Source organism: Mesorhizobium sp. M0040 (assembly GCF_040323505.1).
GTDB lineage: Bacteria > Pseudomonadota > Alphaproteobacteria > Rhizobiales > Rhizobiaceae > Mesorhizobium.
Window position 1 is genome coordinate 24,152 of the sequence record NZ_JAMYVA010000043.1, and the last position, 24,188, is coordinate 48,339.

Annotated in this window: 19 protein-coding genes and 2 pseudogenes; 9 read left to right on the plus strand and 12 right to left on the minus strand. The window is 62.0% G+C overall.

The annotated features are described in order from the left end of the window. Positions 1-111: 111 nt before the first annotated feature. Positions 112-1,050: a PfkB family carbohydrate kinase gene (locus NKJ91_RS26295; protein ID WP_352457856.1), complete on the minus strand. Its 939-nt coding sequence runs from the start codon at positions 1,048-1,050 to the stop codon at positions 112-114. Between the two features lie 3 nt (positions 1,051-1,053). Further along, the gene (locus NKJ91_RS26300) at positions 1,054-1,854 is read right to left on the minus strand and encodes a beta/alpha barrel domain-containing protein (RefSeq protein ID WP_352457857.1); all 801 of its coding nucleotides are present in this window, start codon (positions 1,852-1,854) and stop codon (positions 1,054-1,056) included. Positions 1,855-2,084: 230 nt separating this feature from the next. Here NKJ91_RS26300 and NKJ91_RS26305 point away from each other — a divergent pair, with 230 nt between their 5' ends. Both NKJ91_RS26305 and NKJ91_RS26310 read left to right on the plus strand, forming a co-directional pair. After that, the gene (locus tag NKJ91_RS26305; protein WP_352457858.1) at positions 2,085-2,846 is read left to right on the plus strand and encodes a DeoR/GlpR family DNA-binding transcription regulator; all 762 of its coding nucleotides are present in this window, start codon (positions 2,085-2,087) and stop codon (positions 2,844-2,846) included. A 320-nt stretch (positions 2,847-3,166) separates the two neighbouring features. Then, positions 3,167-4,189, plus strand: coding sequence for a LacI family DNA-binding transcriptional regulator (locus NKJ91_RS26310; RefSeq protein ID WP_352457859.1), 1,023 nt, complete (start codon positions 3,167-3,169; stop codon positions 4,187-4,189). Here NKJ91_RS26310 and NKJ91_RS26315 read toward each other — a convergent pair. The 3 genes from NKJ91_RS26315 to NKJ91_RS26325 all read right to left on the minus strand — a co-directional run bounded on the left by NKJ91_RS26315 (position 4,170) and on the right by NKJ91_RS26325 (position 6,627). After that, on the minus strand, positions 4,170-5,144 hold the full coding sequence (locus NKJ91_RS26315; RefSeq protein WP_352457860.1) for an alpha/beta hydrolase: 975 nt from the start codon (positions 5,142-5,144) through the stop codon (positions 4,170-4,172). The two genes, NKJ91_RS26310 and NKJ91_RS26315, sit on opposite strands and share 20 nt — an antisense overlap. 16 nt (positions 5,145-5,160) lie before the next feature. Continuing rightward, positions 5,161-6,309, minus strand: a complete 1,149-nt coding sequence (locus NKJ91_RS26320; protein WP_352457861.1) for a Gfo/Idh/MocA family protein — start codon at positions 6,307-6,309, stop codon at positions 5,161-5,163. 87 nt (positions 6,310-6,396) lie between these two features. After that, positions 6,397-6,627 carry a hypothetical protein gene (locus NKJ91_RS26325; RefSeq protein WP_352457862.1) on the minus strand — a complete coding sequence of 77 codons (231 nt, stop codon included), beginning with the start codon at positions 6,625-6,627 and terminating at the stop codon, positions 6,397-6,399. A 175-nt stretch (positions 6,628-6,802) separates the two neighbouring features. On the opposite strand from NKJ91_RS26325, the gene NKJ91_RS26330 reads away from it, so the two are divergent. The 6 genes from NKJ91_RS26330 to NKJ91_RS26355 are packed head-to-tail and all read left to right on the plus strand — an operon-like array spanning position 6,803 to position 12,070. After that, entirely contained in the window at positions 6,803-7,576 is a 774-nt protein-coding gene (locus tag NKJ91_RS26330) for a sugar phosphate isomerase/epimerase family protein (protein ID WP_352457872.1), read from the plus strand. A 10-nt stretch (positions 7,577-7,586) separates the two neighbouring features. Continuing rightward, the gene (locus NKJ91_RS26335; protein WP_352457863.1) at positions 7,587-8,663 is read left to right on the plus strand and encodes a Gfo/Idh/MocA family protein; all 1,077 of its coding nucleotides are present in this window, start codon (positions 7,587-7,589) and stop codon (positions 8,661-8,663) included. After that, complete coding sequence (locus NKJ91_RS26340; RefSeq protein ID WP_352457864.1) at positions 8,663-9,481, plus strand: sugar phosphate isomerase/epimerase family protein; 819 nt, start codon at positions 8,663-8,665, stop codon at positions 9,479-9,481. Before NKJ91_RS26335 ends, NKJ91_RS26340 begins: the two co-directional genes overlap by 1 nt. Beyond that, positions 9,481-10,314: an alpha/beta fold hydrolase gene (locus tag NKJ91_RS26345; protein WP_023680303.1), complete on the plus strand. Its 834-nt coding sequence runs from the start codon at positions 9,481-9,483 to the stop codon at positions 10,312-10,314. Before NKJ91_RS26340 ends, NKJ91_RS26345 begins: the two co-directional genes overlap by 1 nt. Then, the gene (locus NKJ91_RS26350; protein WP_352457865.1) at positions 10,311-11,033 is read left to right on the plus strand and encodes a ribulose-phosphate 3-epimerase; all 723 of its coding nucleotides are present in this window, start codon (positions 10,311-10,313) and stop codon (positions 11,031-11,033) included. Before NKJ91_RS26345 ends, NKJ91_RS26350 begins: the two co-directional genes overlap by 4 nt. Further along, positions 11,033-12,070, plus strand: coding sequence for an ROK family protein (locus tag NKJ91_RS26355; RefSeq protein WP_352457866.1), 1,038 nt, complete (start codon positions 11,033-11,035; stop codon positions 12,068-12,070). The genes NKJ91_RS26350 and NKJ91_RS26355 overlap by 1 nt, the downstream gene beginning before the upstream one ends. A gap of 435 nt (positions 12,071-12,505) precedes the next feature. Here the strand turns inward: NKJ91_RS26355 and NKJ91_RS26360 are convergent, their stop codons facing one another. The 6 genes and pseudogenes from NKJ91_RS26360 to NKJ91_RS26385 all read right to left on the minus strand — a co-directional run bounded on the left by NKJ91_RS26360 (position 12,506) and on the right by NKJ91_RS26385 (position 18,984). After that, positions 12,506-13,279: an SDR family NAD(P)-dependent oxidoreductase gene (locus NKJ91_RS26360; RefSeq protein WP_352457867.1), complete on the minus strand. Its 774-nt coding sequence runs from the start codon at positions 13,277-13,279 to the stop codon at positions 12,506-12,508. Between the two features lie 39 nt (positions 13,280-13,318). Next, positions 13,319-14,048: pseudogene (locus tag NKJ91_RS26365) on the minus strand (SDR family oxidoreductase). Beyond that, the gene (locus NKJ91_RS26370) at positions 14,045-15,358 is read right to left on the minus strand and encodes a D-tagatose-bisphosphate aldolase, class II, non-catalytic subunit (protein ID WP_352457868.1); all 1,314 of its coding nucleotides are present in this window, start codon (positions 15,356-15,358) and stop codon (positions 14,045-14,047) included. Before NKJ91_RS26370 ends, NKJ91_RS26365 begins: the two are co-directional and overlap by 4 nt. After that, positions 15,355-16,356, minus strand: a complete 1,002-nt coding sequence (locus tag NKJ91_RS26375) for a tagatose kinase (RefSeq protein ID WP_352457869.1) — start codon at positions 16,354-16,356, stop codon at positions 15,355-15,357. Before NKJ91_RS26375 ends, NKJ91_RS26370 begins: the two co-directional genes overlap by 4 nt. Positions 16,357-16,615: 259 nt before the next feature. Continuing rightward, a complete protein-coding gene (locus tag NKJ91_RS26380) occupies positions 16,616-17,848 on the minus strand; it encodes an ROK family transcriptional regulator (protein WP_352457870.1) in 1,233 nt (410 codons plus the stop codon). Positions 17,849-18,099: 251 nt separating this feature from the next. Further along, complete coding sequence (locus tag NKJ91_RS26385; RefSeq protein WP_352457873.1) at positions 18,100-18,984, minus strand: sugar phosphate isomerase/epimerase family protein; 885 nt, start codon at positions 18,982-18,984, stop codon at positions 18,100-18,102. Positions 18,985-19,842: 858 nt separating this feature from the next. Here NKJ91_RS26385 and metH point away from each other — a divergent pair. Further along, positions 19,843-23,652, plus strand: coding sequence for a methionine synthase (gene metH, locus NKJ91_RS26390; protein ID WP_352457871.1), 3,810 nt, complete (start codon positions 19,843-19,845; stop codon positions 23,650-23,652). Positions 23,653-23,991: 339 nt separating this feature from the next. On the opposite strand, the pseudogene NKJ91_RS26395 reads toward metH, so the two are convergent. Continuing rightward, a pseudogene (locus NKJ91_RS26395) lies at positions 23,992-24,188 on the minus strand (LysR family transcriptional regulator); the annotation flags it as partial.

Sequence of the window (24,188 nt, forward strand, 5' to 3'; positions counted from 1 at the left end):
GAATAGCCTCCGCGCGGCGCGACTGCAGATCGAACCGGCATTGCTATCTGCGCGGTTAACCGCGCGCCTCGGACGTCCCACCAGCAGCGGCAATATCCGAGTGATGAATTCTCAGTCTGGCGACGTAATCGGTATGGGCACAGGTGCATTTTCTTTCGCCATCCACGCGACACAGGCGTTGTGATCCGGCAGAGCCATGCGGCCACCCCGGCCCGTCACTGAGATCGCGGCCGCGGCAGTTGCATAAACAGCGCAGGCGACAGGCTGCTTTCCCTGCGTAAGGGCGAAGGCATAGGCGCCATGAAAACAATCCCCCGCGCCGGTCGTGTCCACTGCCCTGACCTTGTAGGCCGGAACGTGCCACAAAACGACATCGTCCTTTTGCCGGATATAGGCTCCTCGATCGCCTTCGGTTAACACGACCGCGGAGCGGTCATCTGACCACAGCTTGCGCAGGATCGCTGTCGCCTTGGCCTCGCCAGTATAGGTTTGGGCAAATTTCAGAGGCAATACCAGGTGATTTGACAGGCGGATCAATCGTTCGGTCGCAGGTCCGACAGTCCACTCAATATCGGCCACCACCGCCAGACCCAGCTTACGGGCACGAGCAACGATCATGTCGGCGTGCATGGCGTAACCGTCGATCAGCAGCACCTGGGCTTGCGCAAGGACGCTATCGGCCAGCGCATCGGAGGTCCCGTGCGGCACATCATCATCATAGGCGATGAACCTGTCACCATCGGGCGCGACCGTAATAACCGACCGGATCGGCTTGGCATCGGAACGACGTGGCGCGAAAGATATGTCGACGCCGTGTCGTTCAAGCTCGTGGGCGCCGACATCCGTAAGTGGCTGATCACTCAGCCAGCCGATGAAACCGGCACGCCCCCCCAGCTTGGCGACAGCAACGAGTGCCGTCGCCACATTGCCGCCGTGGTCCTTCGTGCGATTTGTCACCTTCCCTTTGCCAGCACCCAGCGGGCTGTCGACATAGATGATGTCGTCAATCGCCAAGGCTCCGAAGCCCAAAACCTGCAGATTGCCGGTCACAGCTCACGTGCCCGCAGCCGCCAAAGCGTCTTGCGGCGCCATCCCATCGTGAATGACGCACTTGAATGCACGCGCTGCCATCGTGGTGTCACCGTGCCCCCACAGATTGCGCCCCACGACGGCACCCTTCGCACCGGCGCGCAGGGCTTCAGATGTCTGGGTGAGAGCGCCCAGAAGATCCTCGGTCTTCGGACCGCCGGCGATAACGATGGGAACCGGGCAAGTTGCCACGGTTTCCTTGAATGAGTCGAAGTCCCCGGTGTATCCGACCTTGATCACGTCAACACCGGTCTCAAAACCAATCCGCACTGCGTAGGCGATTTCGTCGGGGGTGAAGACGATCTTGCAGCCGTTTGAATAGTCGCGGGGATAAACATGTGCAACGACCGGCATTTCGAAACGAGCAGCCGCGTTGACCGTATCGGTAAGCCAACGAATGTAGTGACCCTCGGTATCGCCCCGCACCGGAATGGCGACCGCCAGCGCATCGGCACCATAGCGCACTGCATCTTCGGGCGTCGCGATCAACTGACTGATCCGATCGTCGGGCGTAAAGCATCCCGCCTGAATGACCAGCGCTGCCTTGCCGGCGTAAGCCGGCCACAAATGACGCGCCGCACCAGGCTGAATGCTGATGTAATCTGGCTCTCCGGCCATCACCCGCTTGAGCGCGCCGGGCAGATCCGCAAGGCCTCCCTCGCGGACGTTGCCGTACCCTACGAAATGGTCGACGGCACCACCGAACAGGTTCCCAGATCGATGCGAGAACAGCCGCGACAAGCGAATTTTAGTTCCAAGGCCCATATCAGTGCAGTCCCTTCGCAATTGTTGATCTGACGTTGAGGACCCTAACTCGAAAGCAAAACAATATTCAATATTTCGATTTCTTTCGTTTCGATATAGATTGCAACTGCAACGGCTAGCGTTCGCTGCGGTGAGGCGGTATCCCTCGAATTCTCAAACGCAGGCCGGTTTCCTATTCGATTTTCGAAAGGTTGGCGTGCAGTTATCCAAACAGCAATTCGGGGTTACACATGCTTGCGGAACAACGGCGACATCAGATCATGCTCGCGCTTCAGCGGACCGGCCAGGCGCGTACCAGCCAACTGGCGGAAAACTTCGGCGTCTCCGAGGTGACCATCAGGTCCGACCTGGAAATTCTGGATGCAAAAAAGCAGTTGATCAAAACGCATGGCGGTGCGATCGCCTTGCCCGCTGATTCGCCCGCGGCGGCCTTCGAAGAGCGGATGTCTCGCAATTTCGATGCCAAACGGCGTATCGCGCAGATGGCGGCGCGCCAGATCATAGACAACCAGTCCGTGGTGTTCGACAGCGGCTCGACGTTGCTGCAGGTCGCAATGCAGATGCCCCCGGTCAACAATGTGGTAGTAGCCACAACCGCGATGAACATTGCACAGCATCTGATGTATCGCCCTGGGCTGGACGTGCATATGATAGGCGGTCGGGTCTATCCCTCGACGGTCAGCACGATCGTGTCGGATTTTGACAGGGCTGTGGGCGGCCTTGTGGCCCACCAAGCGTTCCTCAGCGCGCATGCGATCGATCAGTCATTCGATGTCGTCGATGTCTCAGAAGACATTGCGCGCACAAAACGCAATCTGGTTCGTATGGCCAGGCGCGTGATCCTTGTGGCGGATTCAAGCAAATGGGATATCGGCGCCTCATCCAAGGCATTTTCGTTGTCACGTGTCGATCTGATCATCACCGACACCGCTATGCCCTTTGGGATTCGCAGTCGATTGGACAAGCTGGGAGTCGAAGTGCGCTATGTCTAGGTGCCTTCCGGATTGTGGTGCTCAGAATTGGCAGCTCGTCCCATTGGCAACCGAGCCCCTAGGCCCCGACTCGGACGGCCCTCTCGGCCGCGTGCAATTCTGCCTGGCGGCAACCGATATCCTGAGTCAATTAGGCTTGTACTTTTCGCGTTAACTAATAAATTTACGCGTGAAACAAATTCAGCGATACGCGTTGAAACTGCTGAAGCCCTCTGTAAACTTTTGCGTTGCCGTTGCACGGCAGCGCACCGTATGCGGGTGCCCTGGGGCAGCGCTTAGGGCAACCCCGTGATTGGATGTCCAGAACGCGAGGCGTTTGAATGCCGACGACGCACAAGACGATGGATGATTTTGCCCGCTCTTGCGGCGTCTCCAGGCCGACGCTGTCGAAATATTTCGACGATCCGACCAGCGTCAAGCCAGCGACACGGCAGCGTATCGAAGAGGCGCTGCGCTCGTCCGACTACCAGCCCAATCTGTTTGCACGCAACCTGAACCGCAAGCGGACCCGCAGCATCGGCATCATGGTGCCGACAGTGGCCGACCCCTTTTATTCGGAGATAGTCAGCCGCATCGAACTAAGGCTGCGCGACGAAGGCTACTGGCCGATCGTGATCTCCTCGCACGGCTCGCGCGAGCTCGAAGTGGAGGCAACGCGAACCATCCTGTCGCTGAAGGTCTCCGGTGCACTCATCGCGCCGCTCGGCCTGCGCTCGGACCACCGCACGCTGGAGAAGCTGACGCAGGCCATACCGGTGGTCTATTTCGACACCTATCTCGAAGGCGGAACGCCGTTCGTCGGCAACAACAATGCCCAGAGCGTCTCGACCATCGTCGAGTATCTGTGCCGGTCCGGCGACGCCCCGGTCTATTTCGATATCCCGCACGTCAACCACAACTCGCCAGAACGACTGAAAAGCTATATCGCTTCTATGAAGCGGCTCGGGCATGAGCCTGTCGTCATCGGCAACACCGACGACTACACATGGGATTTCGAACGGATCGGCTACGAGCAAATGGAAAAAATGCTCGGCAATGGCGGCCTGTCGGGCAAGACCATTCTGTGCAACAACGACCGTCTCGCCTTCGGCGTGATGGCGGCCGCCTACGCGCAAGGCCTCAAGGTCGGTCGCAAGGCCGATTGCGACCTGCGTGTCGCAGCTCATGACGATCACCCGCTGAGCCGCTACACATGTCCAGGCCTCACCACCATGGCGCAGGACTTCGCCGCCATGGCGGGACATAGCGTCGAGACGCTGCTGGCCCTGCTGAACGAGGATGGAGCGGAGGTTGCCGCCAAGGTCAATCTCGACGCGACGCTGGTCATGCGTCAATCGGCCTGAGCTTTCCATCGAAGCCGCGCCACGCGGCAACCGCCGCGCCGACGGCTTGCCGCGAGGCCGGACCATGGCGGCCCATCGAGACAAAGCCGTGGATCTGGCCAGGCCAGCGCCTCAGCACGACAGGCACGCCGTCATCTTGCAGACGCTTTGCGTAAGCCCCACCCTCGTCAACGAGAATGTCATGACCGGCGATCGCGACAAAGGCTGGTGCTGCGCCGGCAAGGCTGGCGACCTTCAGCGGCGACACGCGCCAGTCGTCGATATCCCCGGCATGGTTGACATAGTGGTCGCGGAACCAGGCCATCGTTGCCGCGGTGAGACCATAGCCCTCAGCAAAACGGCGATAGCTGTCCGCTGTCTGCGAGGCATCCGTGTTCGGATAGAACAGCAATTGCACGGTCGGCGGATTCTTGCTCCCACGCACCATCAGGCACAGCACCGCAGCGAGATTGCCACCGGCGCTGTCGCCGGCGACAGCGATCCGCTCCGCGTCGATGCCGAGATCGTCGGCCGCACTTTGCATGAAGGCAAACGCTGCGCGGCAATCCTCGATGGCGGCCGGGAATTTGTGTTCCGGCGCCAGCCGATAGTCGGGACAGACGACCACACAGGCCGCCATGTTGGCAAACCAGCGACAGATCTCGTCATGGGAATCGAGATTGCCGATTACCCAGCCGCCGCCATGCAGATAAAGCAGCGCTGGGGCACTGGCCAAGGCCGCCCGTCGCCCGTGATAGATCCTGAGCGTCAACGGGCCGCTAGGCCCGTCGATGAAGCGTTCGTTCAGCGAGGCGACCGGCTCGCGTTCACCCTGCAGTGTGGGAAAGCTCTCCTCATAGGCGCGCCGCGCCTCTTCAGGCGTGCCGGCCTCGAACGGCCGCGCGGGAGCCTGTCGGCCGAGGTCGAGCACATGCCGGGCTTCCGGATCGAGAAGTGATGAAAGCAACGCAGCCATCGACTGATCCTACGCCTCAGGCAAGCAGGCTCGTCGCCTCGTCCTCGCCAAGAAGCGGCGGCTGGTCGACCGCCCCGTTGACGGCGACGGACTCGCGGCTTTCTCCCGAAGCGAGGATCGCCTCCATGATCTCCAGCACATGCAAAGCGAGATCGCCGGAGGCGCGGGGTTTTCTGCCCGTCGTCAGCGCATGCGACAAATCGGCGACGCCAAGCATGCGGTAGTTGGCGCGGTCGGGCGCGGCGTAAGGCCAGTTGCGCCCCCCGTAGAGCTCGCTCTCGCTATGGAAGTCGGCCCAGTCGGCGCCGCGTTCCGAAAGCGATACGGTGCCGCCGAACGTGTCAGGATCGGGCAGGCGCAGTGAGCCTTCCGTGCCGTGCAGTTCGATAGGGTGATTGGAGTGTCTGAAGACATCCCAGGAGGCTCCGAAGGTGACGGTGGCGCCCGATCGGAACTCCAGCAGCGATAGGATGTTGGTCGGCGTGCCGACCTTGAAACTGGTGTTCCTGTAGGGACCTTCGGCAGTGATAAGGCGCACTTCCTGTCCCTGAGTCGCCATCGCCATCACGCGTGCCACCGGCCCAAGCAGGTTGACCAGCATGGTCAGGTAATAGGGGCCCATGTCGAAGATTGGGCCGGCGCCCGGCTGATAGTAAAATTGCGGATTGGGATGCCAGTGCTCCATGCCGCGCCCCATCATGAAGGCGGTGCCGGTGACGGCGCGGCCGATCGCGCCCTCGTCCATCAGGCGGCGCGCCCGCCGTCCGGCTGCGCCGAGAAAAGTGTCGGGGGCCGAGCCTAGGAGCAGATTGCGCTTCGCCGCCTCGGCGACAAGCCGGCGGCCGTCGCTAGCCGAGGTTGACAGCGGCTTTTCGGTGAAAACATGCTTGCCCGCCGAAAGCGCCGAAAACGAGATGTCGAAATGCGCCGCCGGGACGGTCAGGTTGAGGACAAGGTCGATGTCCGGATCGGCTAGAAGCGTGTCGACGCTGACTGCCCGGATGCCGTATTCGCTGCCGCGCAGTGCCGCCAGTTCGGTGGAAATGTCGGCGCATGCACGCAACTCGAGGCCGCCGAAGAGCGCCGCGTTGCGCAGATAAGTCATCGAGATGTTGCCGCATCCGACAATGCCGATACCGAGCTTAATCTGTGATTTTGCTTGCATTTTCGAGTCTGCCTCCCAACGCGATGACACTTCGGCGGGCCTGCTGAATCGGTGGCGAGCCGCAATCACAGCCCGCTATACAGCACTTTAAATATTGACGCGCGTAAAATTTTTGCAGAACATGCGAAAATGCTGGCGCAACATGGAGGCCCTGCCTTCAGGGGAGGAAATGACTGACATGAAAAACGGCCGACCGCCGCTACGAAGCCTGTGGGTCACGTCACCATCGCCGATCGCCGGCAATTTCTCATCGGCGCCGGCATGCTGGGCGTCGCAGCGCTCGACACGGGTCTCGGCATTCGACCGGCGCGGGCGCAATCACGTTCCGAAATCAGCTTGCCAGCGCCGCCTTCTTCGGCAAGGAAACCTTTGGCGACCTAATCAAGGCCTTCAACGAACGGCAGGACCGCAAGGCTAACGCGGGGCGGCATCAAGGAATGAAAGGACGATCGTGAAAGACCTGAAAGTCGGTTGCCAGACCTTTACCTGGGAAATGCTCGGAGAGGGCTTTGCCGGCGGCCCGGACGATCTCTTGAAGGCGATCGCCGATGGCGGCTATGCCGGCATCGAGATCACCGACACGATGATCGGCCGATATGCCGACAAGCCGGCGGAGTTCGCGACCGCGCTCAAGGCGTCAGGTCTGACGCTCGTCTCCTTCGCCTTCGGTTCCAAGAGCGGCTTCACGCTCAAGGAGAAGATCGGCAACGACCTCGAGACCGCGAAGCGATGGATCGACTTCGCTGCTGCCTTTCCGGACACGCTGGTGTCGATGGGCTCGGCGACAGTCGTCTCCGACGGCCCGCGCGACGACAAATTCGCCATCGCCGCGGAGGTCTACAACAAGGCGGGGGAGCTAGGGCGCAAGGCGGGCGTCCAGGTCGCGGTGCATCCGAGTTCGCACCACAACACGCTGCTCTTCGATCGCGCCGACTACGACCGGATCTTTGGGCTGGTCGATCCGTCGCTCGTCGGCTGGGTGCCGGATACCGGCCACATCTTGCGTGGCCATCGGAACATGGCCGATACGCTCACCACCTATCGCGACCGCATCTGCTACGTGCACCTGAAGGATGTCGATGCCAGCGGCACATGGGCGATGCTCGGCAAGGGCGTCTGCGATACCGCGGCGGTGATCGACATCGCCAGTGCAGCGCCACGCTTCAATGGCTGGCTGGTGCTGGAAGAGGAATCCGAGACCGCGGCCCCCGATACCGCGGCCGCGGGCAACCCCAACCGCCAGACGATGCGCGGCTACGGCGCCTGAGGAAGAGACCATGATCCGCAAGCAAGACCGTCGCCTACGTGTCGGTGTGCTCGGCTGCGGGCCGATCGCGCAATTTGCCCATCTGGAATCCTGCGTGAAAGCCAGGAATGCCGACCTCTATGCGATCTGCGATGCCGCTCCCGACCTGCTGGCGCGCATGGGCGCGACTTATGAGCCCGAAAAAATGTATGGCGACTACGATGAGATGCTCGCCGACCCTGAGCTGGAAGCGGTGATCGTTGCGACCTCGGACGCCTATCACGTTGCGATGTCGATCAAGGCGCTCGAGGCCGGCAAGCACGTGCTGTGCGAGAAGCCGATCGGCGTCTCGGTCGAGGAAGGTGAGACGCTCGCCGATGCGGTTAAGCGCTCCGGCAAGGTGCTGCAGGTCGGACATATGAAGCGCTTCGACCCGGCACTGGAAGCGGCGCGCGATTTCGTCCGCGACGAGATGGGCGAAATCCTGGCGCTGAAGGCCTGGTATTGCGATTCCACGCATCGCTACACCAACACCGACGCGGTGCAGCCGCTGCCCGTCACCAGCAAGCTGGCAAAGAAGCCGGCCGGCAATCCGAAGGCCGACCTCAGGCAGTATTTCATGCTCGCGCACGGCTCGCACCTTGTCGATACAGCACGCTTCCTCTGCGGCGAGATTGTCGCGGTGCGCGCCCGCCTCAATGAGCGTTTCGGCGCCTATTGCTGGTTCGTCGAAACTGAATTCGCCAATGGCGCGCTCGGCCATCTCGACCTCACCGTCGCCGTCCGCATGGACTGGCACGAAGGCTTTCAACTCTATGGCGAGAACGGCTCCGTGATCGCAAAGACCTTCAATCCCTGGTATTTCCGAGCGAGCGAGGTCGACATCTTTCACGAGAAGGATGCGACGGCGCGAAAGCCGCTTGGCGCCGACGGCCATTTCTTCAGGCGGCAACTCGAAGGCCTCGCCAACACGGTCCTCGACGGCGCGCCGCTGCGCGGCGCCGATGTCGAGGACGGCCTCGCCTCGATCCGCGCCATGGTGGCGATCGCCCGCTCGGTGGAGAGCGGGCTGCGCGTCGAGATCGCTGCCGTCACGGGAGCGGTCTGATGCAGGTCGGGGTGTTCGCCAGGACCTTCCCGGGCAGCGAGCCGGCCGGCGTGCTGGCGGCGGTGCGCGACGCGGGATTTGCCGTCACCCAGTTCAATCTTGCCTGCGCCGGCCTGCCGTCGATGCCGGATGCGGTACCTGACGGTGCCATCAGCGCCATCGCGGCAGCATCCGGTGCCTCCGGCGTCGCCCTGGTGGCGCTGTCGGGCACCTACAATATGGCCCATTCGGACAAAGCGGTGCGCGACGACGGCATGCGCCGGCTTGGCGTGGTCATCAAGGCCGCGGCGTCCCTTGCTGTTCCGCTCGTCACCCTGTGCACGGGAACGCGCAACGCGGACGATCAGTGGGCGTATCACCCCGACAACGCCGACCGTGAGGCATGGGACGACATGGCAGGCGAGATCGAAAAGGCGCTTCAACTCGCCGAGCGTCATGGCGTCGATCTCGGCATCGAGCCCGAACAGGCCAACATCGTAACCTCGGCGCAGGATGCGATGCGCCTCATCGCCGAGATGGGCTCGAAGCGGTTGCGCGTCGTGCTCGATCCGGCCAACCTGTTCGAACAGGCGAGCCCCGAGGAAGCAAGCGCCATCGTGGCCGCCGCCGTCGAACGCACTGCCGGCCACGTCGCCATGGCGCATGCCAAGGACCGCTTCGCCGACGGGCGCTTTGCCACCGCCGGCAGGGGCGTCGTCGATTTCCCGGATTTCGTCGCCAGGCTGAAGTCATCAGGCTTTGACGGGCCGCTGGTCACGCATGGCCTCTCGGCCGAAGAGGCACCAGGGGTTGCTCGCTTCCTGATGGGGCTGACCTGATGGCGCGCCTGGCCGCTCTGCTTCGCGACGACGCCACGCTTCGGATTTCTGATAATGGCAACGGGCTTGCCGTCGTCTTCCAGCATGGGCTGGGCGGCGGCGAGGCGCAAATCGCCCAGGCTTTCCCGGCCGGTGCCGACTTGCGGCGCATCACGCTGGAATGCCGCGGGCACGGCGCCTCCGGACTGGGCAGCCGCCGTCCGTTTTCCCTGAGCATGTTCGCGGACGATGTTGTTGCCGCCGCCGATCAAGCCGGTCTCGACCGTTTCGTCGCCGGCGGCGTTTCCATGGGCGCCGCCATTGCCTTGCGCCTTGCCTGTCGCCACCCGGACCGCATCGCGGGTCTGCTGCTTGTACGCCCGGCCTGGATTTTCGACAGCGCGCCGGTGAACCTGCGGCCGATCGCCGAGGTCGCCGGCCTCATCCTCGACCACGGCCCCGACAAGGCCAGGACGATCTTCGCGCAATCGGAAACCGCCGAGCGCCTGCAGCGCCACGCGCCCGACAATCTCGCCTCATTATTCGGCTATTTCGACCGGCCGGACGCCGCGCCATTCGCGCAGGTCCTCGCCGACATCGCCGCCGACGGACCGGGCGTTTCTGAAAGCAACGCCGCTGCCCTTGGCGTCCCCACGCTGGTTATCGGCAACGCCATGGATGCGGTGCATCCGCTGCCGGCTGCGCGCACGCTTGCCACGGCGATCCCCGGCGCAACCTTTGCGGAAATCTCTCCCAAGGCGCTCGACAGCGTCAGGCATTTCGCCGAGCTGCAGGCTGAGATCACGACCTTCCTTCGCGCTCACTTCAACATCCGGAGCCTTGTCCCGTTATGACGACCAAATCCCTGTCCGGCCCCGCTGCCATCGCCGCCCTTCCGCGCAACCGGCTGCTCGGCGAGTTTTCGCTGTGGTCGGCCGACCTCGCCAATATGGAGCGCGACCTGAAGCGCATAGATCCGTTTGTCGACCTCCACCACATCGACGTCGCGGACGCCCGCTTCACCCCCGGCTTCCTGTTCTTTCCGGACCTGGTGGCGCGGATTGCCATGCTGACGGCAAAGCCGATCCATGTGCATTTGATGGTTGAAGCGGAGATCGTCGAGGAGCAGGCGCGCCAATTCATCGAGGCCGGCGCCGATCTTGTCAGCGTCCATGCGGAAAACGGCGAGGCCGGCCTACGCGCCGTGCGGCTGGCGCGTGAGCTCGGCGTCGAGGCCGGGGTGGTGCTGAGACTGGAAACGCCGGTGGCCGCGGTCAAACCTTTCCTGTCGCAAGTGGCTTTCGTGACGCTTCTCGGCACATCCATCGGCGTCAAGGGCCAGAGCCTGTCCGACCAGGCCGGCCCGCGCCTGATCGAGGCACGGGCGCTGATGCGAAAAGCAGGTCGCGAGAACGAAATCATCTTGGCTGCCGATGGCGGCATCCGCCACGAAACGGTGCCCCGCCTGCGCGCCGCCGGCGCCGAAACCGTGGTGCTCGGATCGCTGGCATTCGGCGACCCCGACCTTGCGCAGCGCATGGCCTGGCTGCATGGGCTGGAGATTGCCGCCTGATGACAAAGGTTGCGCTTGCCTTCGATCTCGGCGGAACGGAGCTGCGCGGCGCGCTGGTCGAGAGCGGCGGCCACGTGATCGCCCATGTTTCGGCCCCGACGATGGCGATCGCGGGATCGGAAGCGGTGATCGGCCAGATCATCGCGCTGGCCGGGGACCTTCTGACACAGCACCCACAGGCCAAGGTTGCCGGCATCGGCGTCGGCGCACCGGGGCCGCTCGACCCCAAGGCCGGGATCGTGATCGCACCGCCGACACTGGCTGGCTGGCACGATGTGCCCTTGATCGACATTCTCGGCAAGTATTTCGGTCTGCCGGTGCGGCTGGAGAACGACGCCAATGCCGCAGCACTCGGCGAATGGCGCTTCGGCGCCGGGCGTGGCACCGGGTCGATGGTGTTCGTCACCGTGTCGACTGGCATTGGCGGTGGCGTCGTTGCCGAGGGTCACGTCTATCATGGCCGGCGCGGGCTGGCGGCCGAGATCGGCCACATGACCATCACCGGCGAAGGAGACCGCTGCTTCTGCGGCGCCGTCGGCTGCTTCGAGGCGGTCGCCTCCGGAACCGCGCTCGGGCGGCGCGCCACGGCGCTGACGGCGCCGGGCGACGGCTCGCTGCTGCGGCGCCTTTCGGCCGACGGCGACATCTCGGCCAGGCACGTGGTCGATGCCGCGCGTGCAGGCGACGGGCGCGCGCGCACACTCATCGAGGCGGAGGCGAATTGGCTGGGCATCGGCTTCACCAATCTGCTTCATCTCTATTCGCCGGACCTGATCGTAATGGGTGGCGGTCTCGCCAACGGTTTCGACCTCTTGGCTCCAAGCATCAGGGCGGTCGTCGAGCAGCGGGCGATGCCCGCCTACCGGGACGTACCCATCGTGCCGGCGCAACTCGGCAATCAGGCCGGACTGATCGGCGCCGCCAGCCTGATCCTGTGGGAAGGCGAACCAGGCGCGCCGCTGGCGATGGCGCAAGATGACGAAAACAACAACGACACGACCAAACGTGCCGGTGCCCGGGAGGCAAGCCATGGCTGAGCTCAAGCTGAGCGGCGTGCGCAAATCCTACAGATCCGTCGAGGTCATTAGTCCACGACCAGGCGACTCTGCTCGACTACACCGCTGGAGGTGCGCGCCATCGCAATGGGCGCATACAAGCCTTCTGGTAGTCGCGGCGAGACTGCGAACTGCCCAGCGGCGGCATGACCGTTCGAAGCAGGGCTCGGCCAGCGTCGCCCGTGCGGAGGCGTCATTAATTTTGCTGACAGATTGCCGATCTACATTGGTCGGCGGTGCCTGGCGGGCGGCTCGACTGTTGGTTGGGGACAAGGATTTCGACGTGGTTCGCGCTGGCTGCGATCGGCGCCGAGGTTACCTAAGGCGATGTGCCGGCGGCCGAAGCCGCATCCACCTTCTCGAGCTCGAGCTTCGGTGAGAGAAGTGACCGGGAGGAAACTCCTGGCTGCTACGGTCCTACCAGCACGTAAATCCCCCATCGACGGGTACGAGGGCTCCGGTCATCAAACTGGCCGCGTCGGAAGCGAGGAACAGGACAGCGCTGGCGACTTCGTGCGCCTGGCCCATGCGGCCCATTGGCGTGTCTCGCAACCACGCTTCTATACGCGGCGCGTTTTCCGGAATCGCCAGGACCATCGGCGTTTCGATGTAGGTTGGCGCCACCGCGTTAACCCGCACGCCATGAGGCGCCCATTCGGCGGCGATCGAGCGGGTCATGTGATGCACGGCCGCCTTGGAGACATTGTAAGGTGTTTGCGGCTGCGGCCGGTTGCAGATCGTGCCCGACATGGAACCCAGATTGACGATTGAGCCGCGGCCGGCCGCGATCATGTGGCGGCCGAAAGCGCGCGAGCACCAGAAGACGCCGTTGATGTTGACGTTCATCATCCACAGCCAGAGTTCATCACTGATATCTTCCGACGAAATGCCGCTGCTGCCGACGCCGGCATTGTTGACGAGAATCGAAGCCGGCGTGCCCCGAGTGGCGAGCGTGTCAGCAATCTCGCTCATCCTTGTTGACGAAGTGACGTCACCGAGCATCAGCTCGGCCGAGTAGCCTTTCGCAGTCAGTGCATCCCTGCCAGCACTGCCGATCTGCTCGTCGGGCTCTATGATGACCACATGCGCTCCGGACTCGCCCAACGCTTCGGCGCATGCGAGGCCAATACCACTGCCTCCGCCGGTCACCACGGCGATCTCGTTGTCCACCCTGAAGCGCGCTTGATACATGGCCTACCTCCCCGAATTTCGATGCCGAGACGCTACGTGTCAAATGTCGAAGTTGGTCGGCAGAATGACGATATCGCGAATTGTCACCGTTCTCGGCCGGGTCAGCATGAACAGCAGGACTTCGGCAATTTCCTTCGGCTCAAACAGATTTCCGGCCGCCATCGCCCGGTCGAGGTTCTCCTTCGGCCAGTCGGCGACGAGGGGCGTCAGTACCGGTCCGGGGGCGAATCGCGCCGACACGGATGCCGTGCTTCGCCACCTGTCGCCTCAGCGCATGGACGAACGCTTGAACTGCGTGCTTGGAAGCGGTGTAGATCGGCTCCCATGGTATTGCGGTATGGCCGGCAACGGAACTGGTGACGACAATGTCTCCCGTGCCCCGCTCGATCATGTGCGGCAGGACCGCATGGACCGTTCGGAATACGGCATTGACGTTCAGGTTCAGCATCCCGTCAAAGGCGTCCGGATCACCATCAATGAAATCGCCGCCGATATAGGCGCCGGCATTGGCATGGAAGGCGTCGAGGTGACCGACCTTGTCCAGAATGCCGGGCATCATGCCTGCCACGCTTTCCGGATTGGTGAGATCCACCCTCAAAGGAATCGCGTTCTCGCCGAGATCAGCGGCCAGGCTGCGCAGTTTCTCATCCGCATAGTCGATCAGGACCACCCGCGCGCCAGCATCGAGACAACCACGGACACAAGCAAGGCCGATACCCGATGCCGCGCCCGTGATTGCAATGACCTTTCCAGAGAGTTGTTCGCTCATCTTCGTCCTCCAGCCGTCGGGTTGCTTTCGGTGTTGAGTGCCTCGCCCGTGCAGGCGAAGCGGTACTCGTCCAGGCTGCGCTGGATCGAGGCGATCAGTAACGAGGTAGGCTCGAGCGGTTTGCCTGCAAACGCCTCGAATGCGGGCAGATGCTGGCGAAACAGCGTGAGCGGCACCGTCTTGCCGTGCAGGGCCGCGGTCAGGCTCGCGACCGCTGCTTCCGCCTCCGGCTGGTTCCAGTAATACCGGATGCGGTCCGAGAACGAGTAGTGGCGCTGGATGCGCTGTTCGGCTTCCGAGCCGTGATAGTGGCCCTGCCAATTGCCGGGTTTGGCCAGCATCAATCGCTCCATGGCCTGATAGAGTGGACGGGCTCCGTAGTCAGGCAAAAGATCGGTCGCGATAAGGTCCAGCGCGTAGAGCGCCTCACGCAGGACGAAGGTCAATTCCGGCCCCACTTTCAGGATCGGGAAGCCGTCCTCGACCAATTGGCGCAAATATGTTCGTCCCTGGTAGTCGGTTGAATGCGCCTCGTAGACCAGGCCAGGCTCCTGCTCGAGCAGCCGCGTCAGCCCGCGTGCCCTGGCGGAATCGTAAAGGACCACATTCTCATTGCCGAACTCCACACCGGGCTGGACCACCAGTGCGATGACGCGTGAGAACGCATCGGCCAAGCCTTGCTTCAGGAACAGGTCGCGATGAACATCGATCGTGTGCGTCGCCGCCGCTACGCTGGTCGGCTCAATGTCGCTGATTGCATGGTTGGCGCCGCCGGGCGTCGGCACCTCGGTGCCGATGATGTAGACCGGGGCCTCATCTCCTGCGGCGCGCGCCGCGCGCTCTGCCGCCAAGGCCAGCCGCGCTGCACGCTCCGCCGTTCTGGCGTCGTCGAGCGCGGCAGGCTCGCCGGCGCATCCCATCGAAGCATCGAGGTGGATCTTTCGAAAGCCGGCGGACACGTACGCCGTGACCATCTCTTCTGCCTTCGCCATCGCTGCGCCGGCATGTTCCCCGCGCCACGGATTTGGCCCAAGGTGATCCCCACCGAAGATGATCCTTTCCATCGGAAGCTTTTCTTCTGCCGATATGTGCTGGACGAGACGAACAAAATCGCTGGGCAGCATTCCGGTGTAGCCACCGAACTGGTTGACCTGGTTGCAGGTTGCTTCGATCACAAGCATGTCGGAGAAGCGTGCAGCATTGCGCGCTGCTGCCCGAATGACCAATGGATGCGCTGAGCAGACAGACGTGACGCCTATCGGCGAACCATTGCGCCGCGCCGCCGCCAGGCTTTTGAGGAGACCGGTCATCGAGCGTTTCTCGGGGTCACGGCGATGAATTCGTCAAGCTGCCGACGCGAGGCGGCACCTTCCATCGGACCTTGAATAGTAACGTTGCGGGCTCCCGCGGCATTGGCATACTCTAGGGCTTTGAACACAGGCATGCCGAGACGGCGGCAAGCGACGTAAGCGCCGCCGAAACAGTCGCCAGCGCCCGTCGGATCAATTTCCGCAACCCTGAACGCCGAGCAATCAATCCGCGAGCCGTCAGCACCGAAGAATGTTGATCCGTGTTCGCCGCGTTTAAGCGCAATCTCTGTCACACTGCGCCCAAAGAGCGCGATGACCGCGGCAGATTCACCATCAACTCCAGCTGCCATGAACAATTCGTCGCCGGAGGGCAGGATAAGGTCGGCGACATCGACGAGCTTGGCGAAGCGCTCCTGCGTCTGCCCGAGCCCGAGCAATTCCTTGCGCAAGTTCGGGTCAAGTGAAACGGAGCCGCCGCGCCGCTTGATGACGCCGATGGCATGATCCATCGTCTCCCAGATACCCGGGATGGCAAAAGCGCTACCCATGACATGGAGGTGTCCAGCCCGCTCGAAGAGCGCCTTCGCTTCAACCGTCAGGCTCACCAGGGCCGCCGCCGATTTTCCGATGTTGAAGACAAAGTCGCGCGAGCCGTCATTGCGATAGCGAACAAACGCGCTTCCGGTCGGATAATCCTGGCTGACCGAGATGGCCGATACGTCCACGCCGTCAGACCGGAGCCGCTCGATGTTGATGCGGCCGAAATCGTCATCGCCGACCGAGGCGACAATTGCCGCCGACCCGCCGATCTTGGCGCATTGATCGATGAAAATCGCCGGCGCGCCGCTGGGAAAGGGGCCGATAAGCTCTATCGGCTCGAGAAAGCCGTCGCCGCGACTTTTAGCCATGATTTCCACCAGGATCTCGCCGATGACCACCGTCGGCCCTAGTGCGTCGGGTGCGAGCTTGGTCTGAATTAAAATCGCATCTGCGGGCATCATACAACTCGGCTAGCGCACATCTTTTGACTGGAGCACGCGCCTGGAGGTTGCGGCCGCTCGCTCCACAGCGAACGACAACCCGAGACGGCCACGATGGGAATGCGGGATGCTCCTCCAGAGGCTACATTTAATTATGTTTGTAGCCTTATGCAACATATTAATCAATCGAGACGGACACGCCACAATGGCGTTCTAAATCGCGATCAGACGGGTAGCCCGAGCAGCAGCATCGGTTCGGCAGTGCCGAACCTGGACATTAGTCTTCGTCTTCCTCTGCCCCTTCGAGTTCCGCCGCACCGTCGGCGAAACGCTGGCTTTGCAGAGACAAGTATCGCTGATGTAACATGCAGGCCGCACCGAAGGCGGAACCGACAGTTCCTTCATCATTCATTGTGATCGATGCGAACGGGAAACTGGATTCCTGTATGGCATGGATGTGTGCAGCGACCCTGGCAGCCATCAAGGGATAGAGTGCGGCGACCGAACCGCCTAGCACGATCTTGTCGGCGTCGATGATTCGGCAAGTCTGCACCAGGCCTATTGCCAAAGCCCTTGCCCAGTCCTCGGCTGTTGAGACGGCGCTGGGCAACCGGTTTTGGACATCGGAAAGGAAGTTGCCGAATGTCGGATCACTGAGGGCGGAGGTCTTGCGATAATCGGCCATAATGTTTTCAAGGCCGATTAGTTGTTCGAGATTGCGGCGCGGGCCTGGCGCGTCGCTGATAATCAAGTGCCCAATCTCCCCCGCCAGCCCGTTGGCGCCGCGAAAAAGGCTGCTGTCAACGATAATGCCGCCGCCGACACCGCTCTCCATAACGAGAAAAAGCGTGACGCCGGAATGCACCTCGCTGCGCCCGTAAGTCGCGCCGATCGCGAATGCGTTGGCATCGTTCTCGGCAAGGACCGGAACACGAATCGGCAGGGCGTCTCTCACCAGCTTTGCAAGGTGAACATTTCGCCAGCCGAGAAGCGGCGCAAAGTGGACGAAGCCATTCTTATCCATTTGCGCCGGGGTTGATACGCCAACGCCTTCACATCGCTCCAGTTTTGACAGAGGAATAGATTGGAGCGCCAGCCTTACGGCGCGGTCGACCGCGGCCTCTACGTTGATCGACGGGCCATCAAACGGTTCCACATTCGTCGAAACGATATTGGTTCCAAGATCGATCTCTACCGTACTGATATGCTCGACACCGATCTCGACCCCAAGGAAGAAAATAGCATCCGGCACAAGTTCCAGCATGATGCCGGGGCGGCCGGCTCGGGCATAGCGCGCTTGTTCAGGCAGATCCTCAATTGCTTCGCGCACCAGACCGTCAGCCGTCAGGCTCGCGATGATATGCCCCGACGAAGAGCGGTTAAGCCGTAACTTGCGCGCGAGTTCGGCTCGAGTGAGACGTCCAAACTGATGAAGGGCTCTTAGAGCCGCCACTTCATTGTTTTGTCGAATCCTGCGATTTGAACTGGCGGTCAGCGCCGGGTCGTTCACTTAGGTCTCTCCAGGTTACCTGCGGTCCGCAAGCCGAACGTAACCACAACGCGCTCACTTGGTACACGCCGCGCAGGCGTGCAGCAACTGGCGCGATCTTGTTGAACACGCATCCCCCGAAGCTTCTGTCTCACGGATCCGAGGCTGCCGATGAACAGCGAAAAAGCCGCAGCACTACAGCGCTGAAGACCGCGGAGCAGGGCGCCTTAGGCAGAGGGTCCGCACTGCCGCATAATCAGATTGTCCTCGACTTATGGACGGGCATTCGTCGTTCGCCGACGAACCGCCCCTTGCATTTTCAGGTCGATGAAGGCCTTGGCGTGCTTTGCCAACGGCATGTTCTCGGTCCAGGTATCGCGCCATATGGCGCATGCGAGGGACAGACCCTCATCGACCACGGCGCTGGAGAACGATTCAAAGGTGATGTCGCGGTTATAGCCGATGTCTAGCAACGCGTCGAAGATGCGATCGAAATCGATCACTCCATCGCCGAGGTAGCCGCGATTGCTTTCGCCGATGTGAAAATAGCCGATCTTGTCGCCGGCCAGCCGAATGGCCGCCGCTGGATTGGCCTCCTCGATATTCATATGAAACGTGTCGAGATGGAGCGTGACGTGATCGGAGCCGGTCGCCTTGATGAAGTCGAGGCCCTGAGCCGCCGTGTTCAAGAGATTCGTCTCGAACCGGTTGACGACCTCCAGGACCAGATCGACGCCGGCCTTCTTTGCTGCGTCAGCCGTCTTGGCAATGGCTGCAATGCTGTTCTTGCGGCCGCGATCACTCGGCATTGTCGAATATTTCGTATGCGCGGAATAGAGAATGCCCCCGAGCTTGGTACCGCCGATGTCCCGCACCGCCGCGACTGCATTCGCGAGTAATTCCTCACCTGCCTTCACGACAGCGTCGTCCTCGCTCGACACATCGGCGCTCAAGGGCAGGCCCATGGTGACGGCGATTTCGAGATCTAACGACTGAGCCTTCTTGGCGAGGCGATGGATGTCGAACTTTTCGGGTTGAAGATACGCAAACTCGATCAGCCGGTAACCGCACGCAGCCGAATTCTCCATCGCTTCTTCAAGCATGGCCTGAGTGCCACCGCCGGTCCATACGAACGAATGAATGCCCAATCTGCGCATCGGCTGTTTCCTCCTGGGTACTGGCGACTCTATAAATGTTGACAAGGACAACAAAAATGCCCCCATCGTGACAAATGTCAAGGTCCTCGACGGCGCAACCAAATGCTTCTGCGCGCGGCAACTCCTAACCGGATCGAGCATCATCCACGCAAATATGCCGAGGATAATACGCGGAATCCCGGGGCCGCTACCTCGGCGGGTTTTTTGGCTTGACAGAATTCCCGCACCGTTTAATTTGTTGCCAAGAACAACATATAACGCTGCCCAACCAGCGAAACGTGGAGGAGGAAATTAACTTGCCCTGATCCAATTTCTCCGCTCTTCGCGACAGATGGGCTGATAGCGCTCTTCTGTGCTCGTTCGCATGAATATGGCCAACTCGGTCCGTGAGTTGAGACCAAGCCGGCAATTCGAAACAGCAGAAAATGTTGCCTCCCAAGGCCAGCACCTGAGGGGAGTTTTCTGTTCGGGTGCGGGCACGAAAAGCGATGAATCTTCATAGGGCCAGTGCCCGTGCGCTGGCGTCTTAAATTTGGATCAAGCCGGGAGGCGCCACCGGGCCGATTGGAGGAAATCGCGGAGGCGGGGCCCCCACAATGCCTTTGATGGCCAGGAGGTTTCCGGTCTGGCGAGAAGGAACATTGCCATGACTGCGAAATGACGGACTGACATTCAAGATTCTTTGGAGGAGTGAAAGATGAGACATGAACTCGGAATAGGCCTTGCCGCATTGGCAGTGGGGCTAATGACCAGCGTGATGCCTGCCATGACGTATCAAAGGTTACGATGAGCACATCATATTTTGACATAAAGATATGTTTATGTCACGGTGTGTGATCTTGGAAGCCGAGGCTCACCGTGGTGCATTCTGAATCCTCCTTGGATTCCCTTTTCGGACCCGTTGTCGCCAAGGCGGATGGATCGGAGATTCGTTCTGCCTTGGAATCGGCCGCGCGCGAACGAATCCTCATCCTCGACGGCGCGATGGGCACGCAGATCCAGGGGCATGGCTTCAACGAGGAACAGTTCCGCGGCGACAAGTTCGTCGGCTGCGCCTGCCATCAACAGGGCAACAACGACCTGCTGATCCTGACGCAGCCGAAAGCGATCGAGGAAATCCACTACCAGTACGCGATTGCCGGCGCCGACATCATCGAGACCAACACCTTCTCCTCCACGTCGATCGCCCAGGCCGATTACGGCATGGAGGATGCGGTCTATGACCTGAACCGGGACGGTGCCCGTCTGGTGCGGCGGGCGTGCATTCGCGCCCAACAGGAAGACGGCAAGCGACGCTTCGTCGCCGGCGCGCTGGGACCGACCAACCGCACCGCCTCGATGTCGCCGGACGTCAACAACCCCGGCTATCGCGCCGTCAACTTCGACGATCTGCGCATCGCCTATGGCGAGCAGTTGCGCGGCCTGATCGACGGCGGCGCCGACATCATCCTGATCGAGACGATCTTCGACACGCTGAACGCCAAGGCGGCGATCTTCGCCTGCAACGAGATCTTCCTCGAAAAGGGCGTGCATCTTCCGGTCATGATCTCAGGCACGATCACCGACCTGTCGGGCCGCACGCTGTCGGGCCAGACACCGACGGCCTTCTGGCATTCGATCCGCCACGCCAGTCCGTTCACGGTCGGCCTCAACTGCGCGCTCGGCGCCAACGCCATGCGCGCACATGTCGCCGAGATTTCCGGCGTCGCCAACACCTTCACCTGTGCCTATCCCAATGCCGGCCTGCCCAACGAGTTCGGCCGCTACGACGAGAGCCCGGAATTCATGGCGGCGCAGATCGAGGGTTTTGCGCGCGAGGGACTGGTCAATGTCGTCGGCGGCTGCTGCGGCTCGACGCCGGATCACATCCGCGCCATCGCAGCGGCAGTGAGGAAATATCCGCCGCGCGCTATTCCGGAGATCGAGCGCAAAATGCGCCTGTCAGGTCTGGAACCCTTCACGCTCACCAAGGAAATTCCGTTCGTCAATGTCGGCGAGCGCACCAACGTCACCGGCTCGGCGAAATTCAGGAAACTGATCACCGCCGGCGACTACCCTGCCGCCCTCGACATCGCGCGCGATCAGGTCTCCAACGGTGCCCAGATCATCGACATCAACATGGACGAGGGCCTGATCGATTCGAAGAAGGCGATGGTCGAGTATTTCAACCTGATCGCCGCCGAGCCGGATATCGCCCGCGTGCCGGTGATGATCGACAGTTCGAAATGGGAGATCATCGAGGCTGGCTTGAAATGCGTGCAGGGCAAGCCGCTGGTCAATTCCATCTCGATGAAGGAAGGCGAGGAAGCTTTTCTCCACCATGCGAAACTCGTCCGCGCGTATGGCGCGGCGGTCGTCGTCATGGCGTTCGACGAGGAAGGCCAGGCGGACACGCAGGCGCGAAAAGTCGCCATCTGCACCCGCGCTTACAAGCTCCTGACCGAGCAGGCCGGCTTCCCGCCGGAAGACATCGTTTTCGACCCGAACATCTTCGCCATCGCCACCGGCATCGACGAGCACAACAATTACGGGGTCGACTTCATCGAGGCGACGCGGGAAATCATCCAGACCCTACCTCACGTCCACATTTCGGGTGGCGTCTCGAACCTGTCCTTCTCGTTTCGCGGCAACGAACCGGTGCGCGAGGCCATGCATGCCGTGTTCCTCTACCACGCCATCCAGGCCGGCATGGACATGGGCATCGTCAATGCCGGCCAACTTGCAGTCTACGAATCGATCGATCCGGAACTGCGCGAAGCCTGCGAGGACGTCGTCAACAACCGCCAGCCGGCGGGCGGCGGCAGCGCCACCGAGCGGATGCTGGAACTTGCCGAGCGCTTCAAGGGAACCGCCGGCAAGGAGGCCAAGGAACGCGATCTCGCCTGGCGGGAGTGGACTGTCGACAAGCGCATTTCGCATGCGCTGGTCAACGGCATCACCGAGTTCATCGACGCCGATACCGACGAGGCGCGGCTTGCCGCCGAGCGGCCGCTCCATGTCATCGAGGGCCCGCTGATGGCCGGCATGAACGTCGTCGGCGACCTGTTCGGTGCCGGAAAGATGTTCCTGCCGCAAGTGGTCAAGTCCGCGCGCGTGATGAAACAGGCGGTCGCCGGGCTGCTGCCGCACATGGAAGCCGAGAAGCTGGCCAACGCCGCCAACGGCATCGACACCGGCGAACGCCAGACCGCCGGAAAAATCCTGATGGCGACGGTCAAGGGCGACGTCCATGACATCGGCAAGAACATCGTCGGCGTCGTGCTCGCCTGCAACAACTACGAGATCATCGATCTAGGCGTCATGGTGCCAGCGACTAAGATTCTGCGGACGGCGCGCGAGCAAAACGTCGACATCATCGGCCTCTCCGGCCTGATCACGCCGTCGCTCGACGAGATGGCGCATGTCGCCTCCGAAATGGAGCGCGAAGGTTTCGACATTCCGTTGCTGATTGGCGGGGCGACGACCAGCCGCGTTCACACGGCGGTCAAGATCCACCCGCGCTATGAGCGCGGCCAGACGGTCTACGTCACAGATGCCAGCCGCGCCGTTGGCGTCGTCTCGTCATTGCTGTCCCACCAGGCAAAGGGCGACTATGTCGATACGGTACGCGCCGAGTACCGCAAGGTGGCGGACGCGCATGCGCGTAGTGAAGCCGACAAGCTGCGCCTTCCGCTCGCCAGGGCAAGGGCAAACGCCCACAAGATCGACTGGTCGGGCTATGTCCCGCAAAACCCCTCCTTCCTTGGGCTGAAGGTTTTCGAGACCTGGGACCTCGCCGAACTCGCCCGCTACATCGACTGGACGCCGTTCTTCCAGACCTGGGAGATGAGGGGGCGCTATCCGAAGATTCTCGAAGACGAGGCACAGGGGCCGGCGGCGCGCCAGCTGTTCGAGGATGCACAAGCGGTGCTGAAGCAGATCATCGCGGAACAATGGTTCGCACCGAAGGGCGTGATCGGCTTCTGGCCGGCCAATGCCGTCGGCGACGACATCAGGCTTTTCACCGACGACACGCGTTCGCAAGAGCTGGCGACCTTCTTCACGCTGCGCCAGCAACTGACCAAGCGCGACGGCAAGGCCAACGTCGCCCTGTCGGATTTCGTCGCGCCGCTCGAAAGTGGCAAGGCGGATTATCTCGGCGGCTTCATCGTGACCGCCGGCATCGAGGAAGTGGCGATCGCCGAGCGCTTCGAGCGGGCCAATGACGATTATTCCTCGATAATGGTGAAGGCGCTCGCCGACCGCTTCGCCGAAGCCTTCGCCGAGCGGCTGCACGAGCGTGTCCGAAAAGAGTTGTGGGGCTATGCGCCGGACGAGAACCTGGCCCCGGAGGATCTGATCGGCGAACCCTATTGCGGCATCAGGCCGGCGCCCGGCTATCCGGCGCAGCCCGACCATACCGAGAAGGCGACGCTGTTCAGGCTGCTCGACGGCGAACGCAACGCAGGGGTCACCTTGACCGAAAGCTATGCCATGTGGCCCGGCTCGTCGGTCTCCGGCATCTATCTCGCCCATCCGGAAAGCTATTATTTCGGGGTGGCCAAGATCGAGCGCGATCAGGTGGAGGACTATGCACGGCGCAAAGACATGTCAATTTCGGAGGTCGAGCAGTGGCTCGGGCCCATCCTGAATTACATCCCAGTGCAGGTCGCTGAGGCCGCTGAATAGATTGTCGGCGTACCAGCTTCAAAGTGGAATTCGTCCTGTATTCAAGCCTTGCCGGGCGCGCCGCTCACCCACTGGGCGGCAGGCGGCAAGAAGATGCAGAGATGGCGAAAATCCTAGGCATCTCCATAGCAGGAGTATGGGACGCGGTGAGCATTCCCGCAACAAGTCTGGACGGAAGCTGACAATGAAACCAATCGCTTAGACCCGCTAGCTAGCGGTCGAGAACCGGTGTCGGATCCGGTCGACGCGCATCACGGCCAAGGCCTGACGGCGCTGGAGCCCGGCCAGGGCATGAGTGCCAGCGTGCGGCTCCACTGGCGGCCGATCGATGCCTGAGGCTTACCGGATCGGCGTCTCGCCGCGAAACAGCGGCTGGTGCGCCCGCATCAAGGCGGCGATCCGGTCGGCGACTTTCCGTACCGGCGGGGAGTGGCGTTCCTCGTGATGGGTGACGATCCATTGGTCGGTTTCAAGTTCGGGGATAGGCTGAGCAACGCGAACCAGCCGCGGATCGCCGTCACCGACGAAGCACGGAA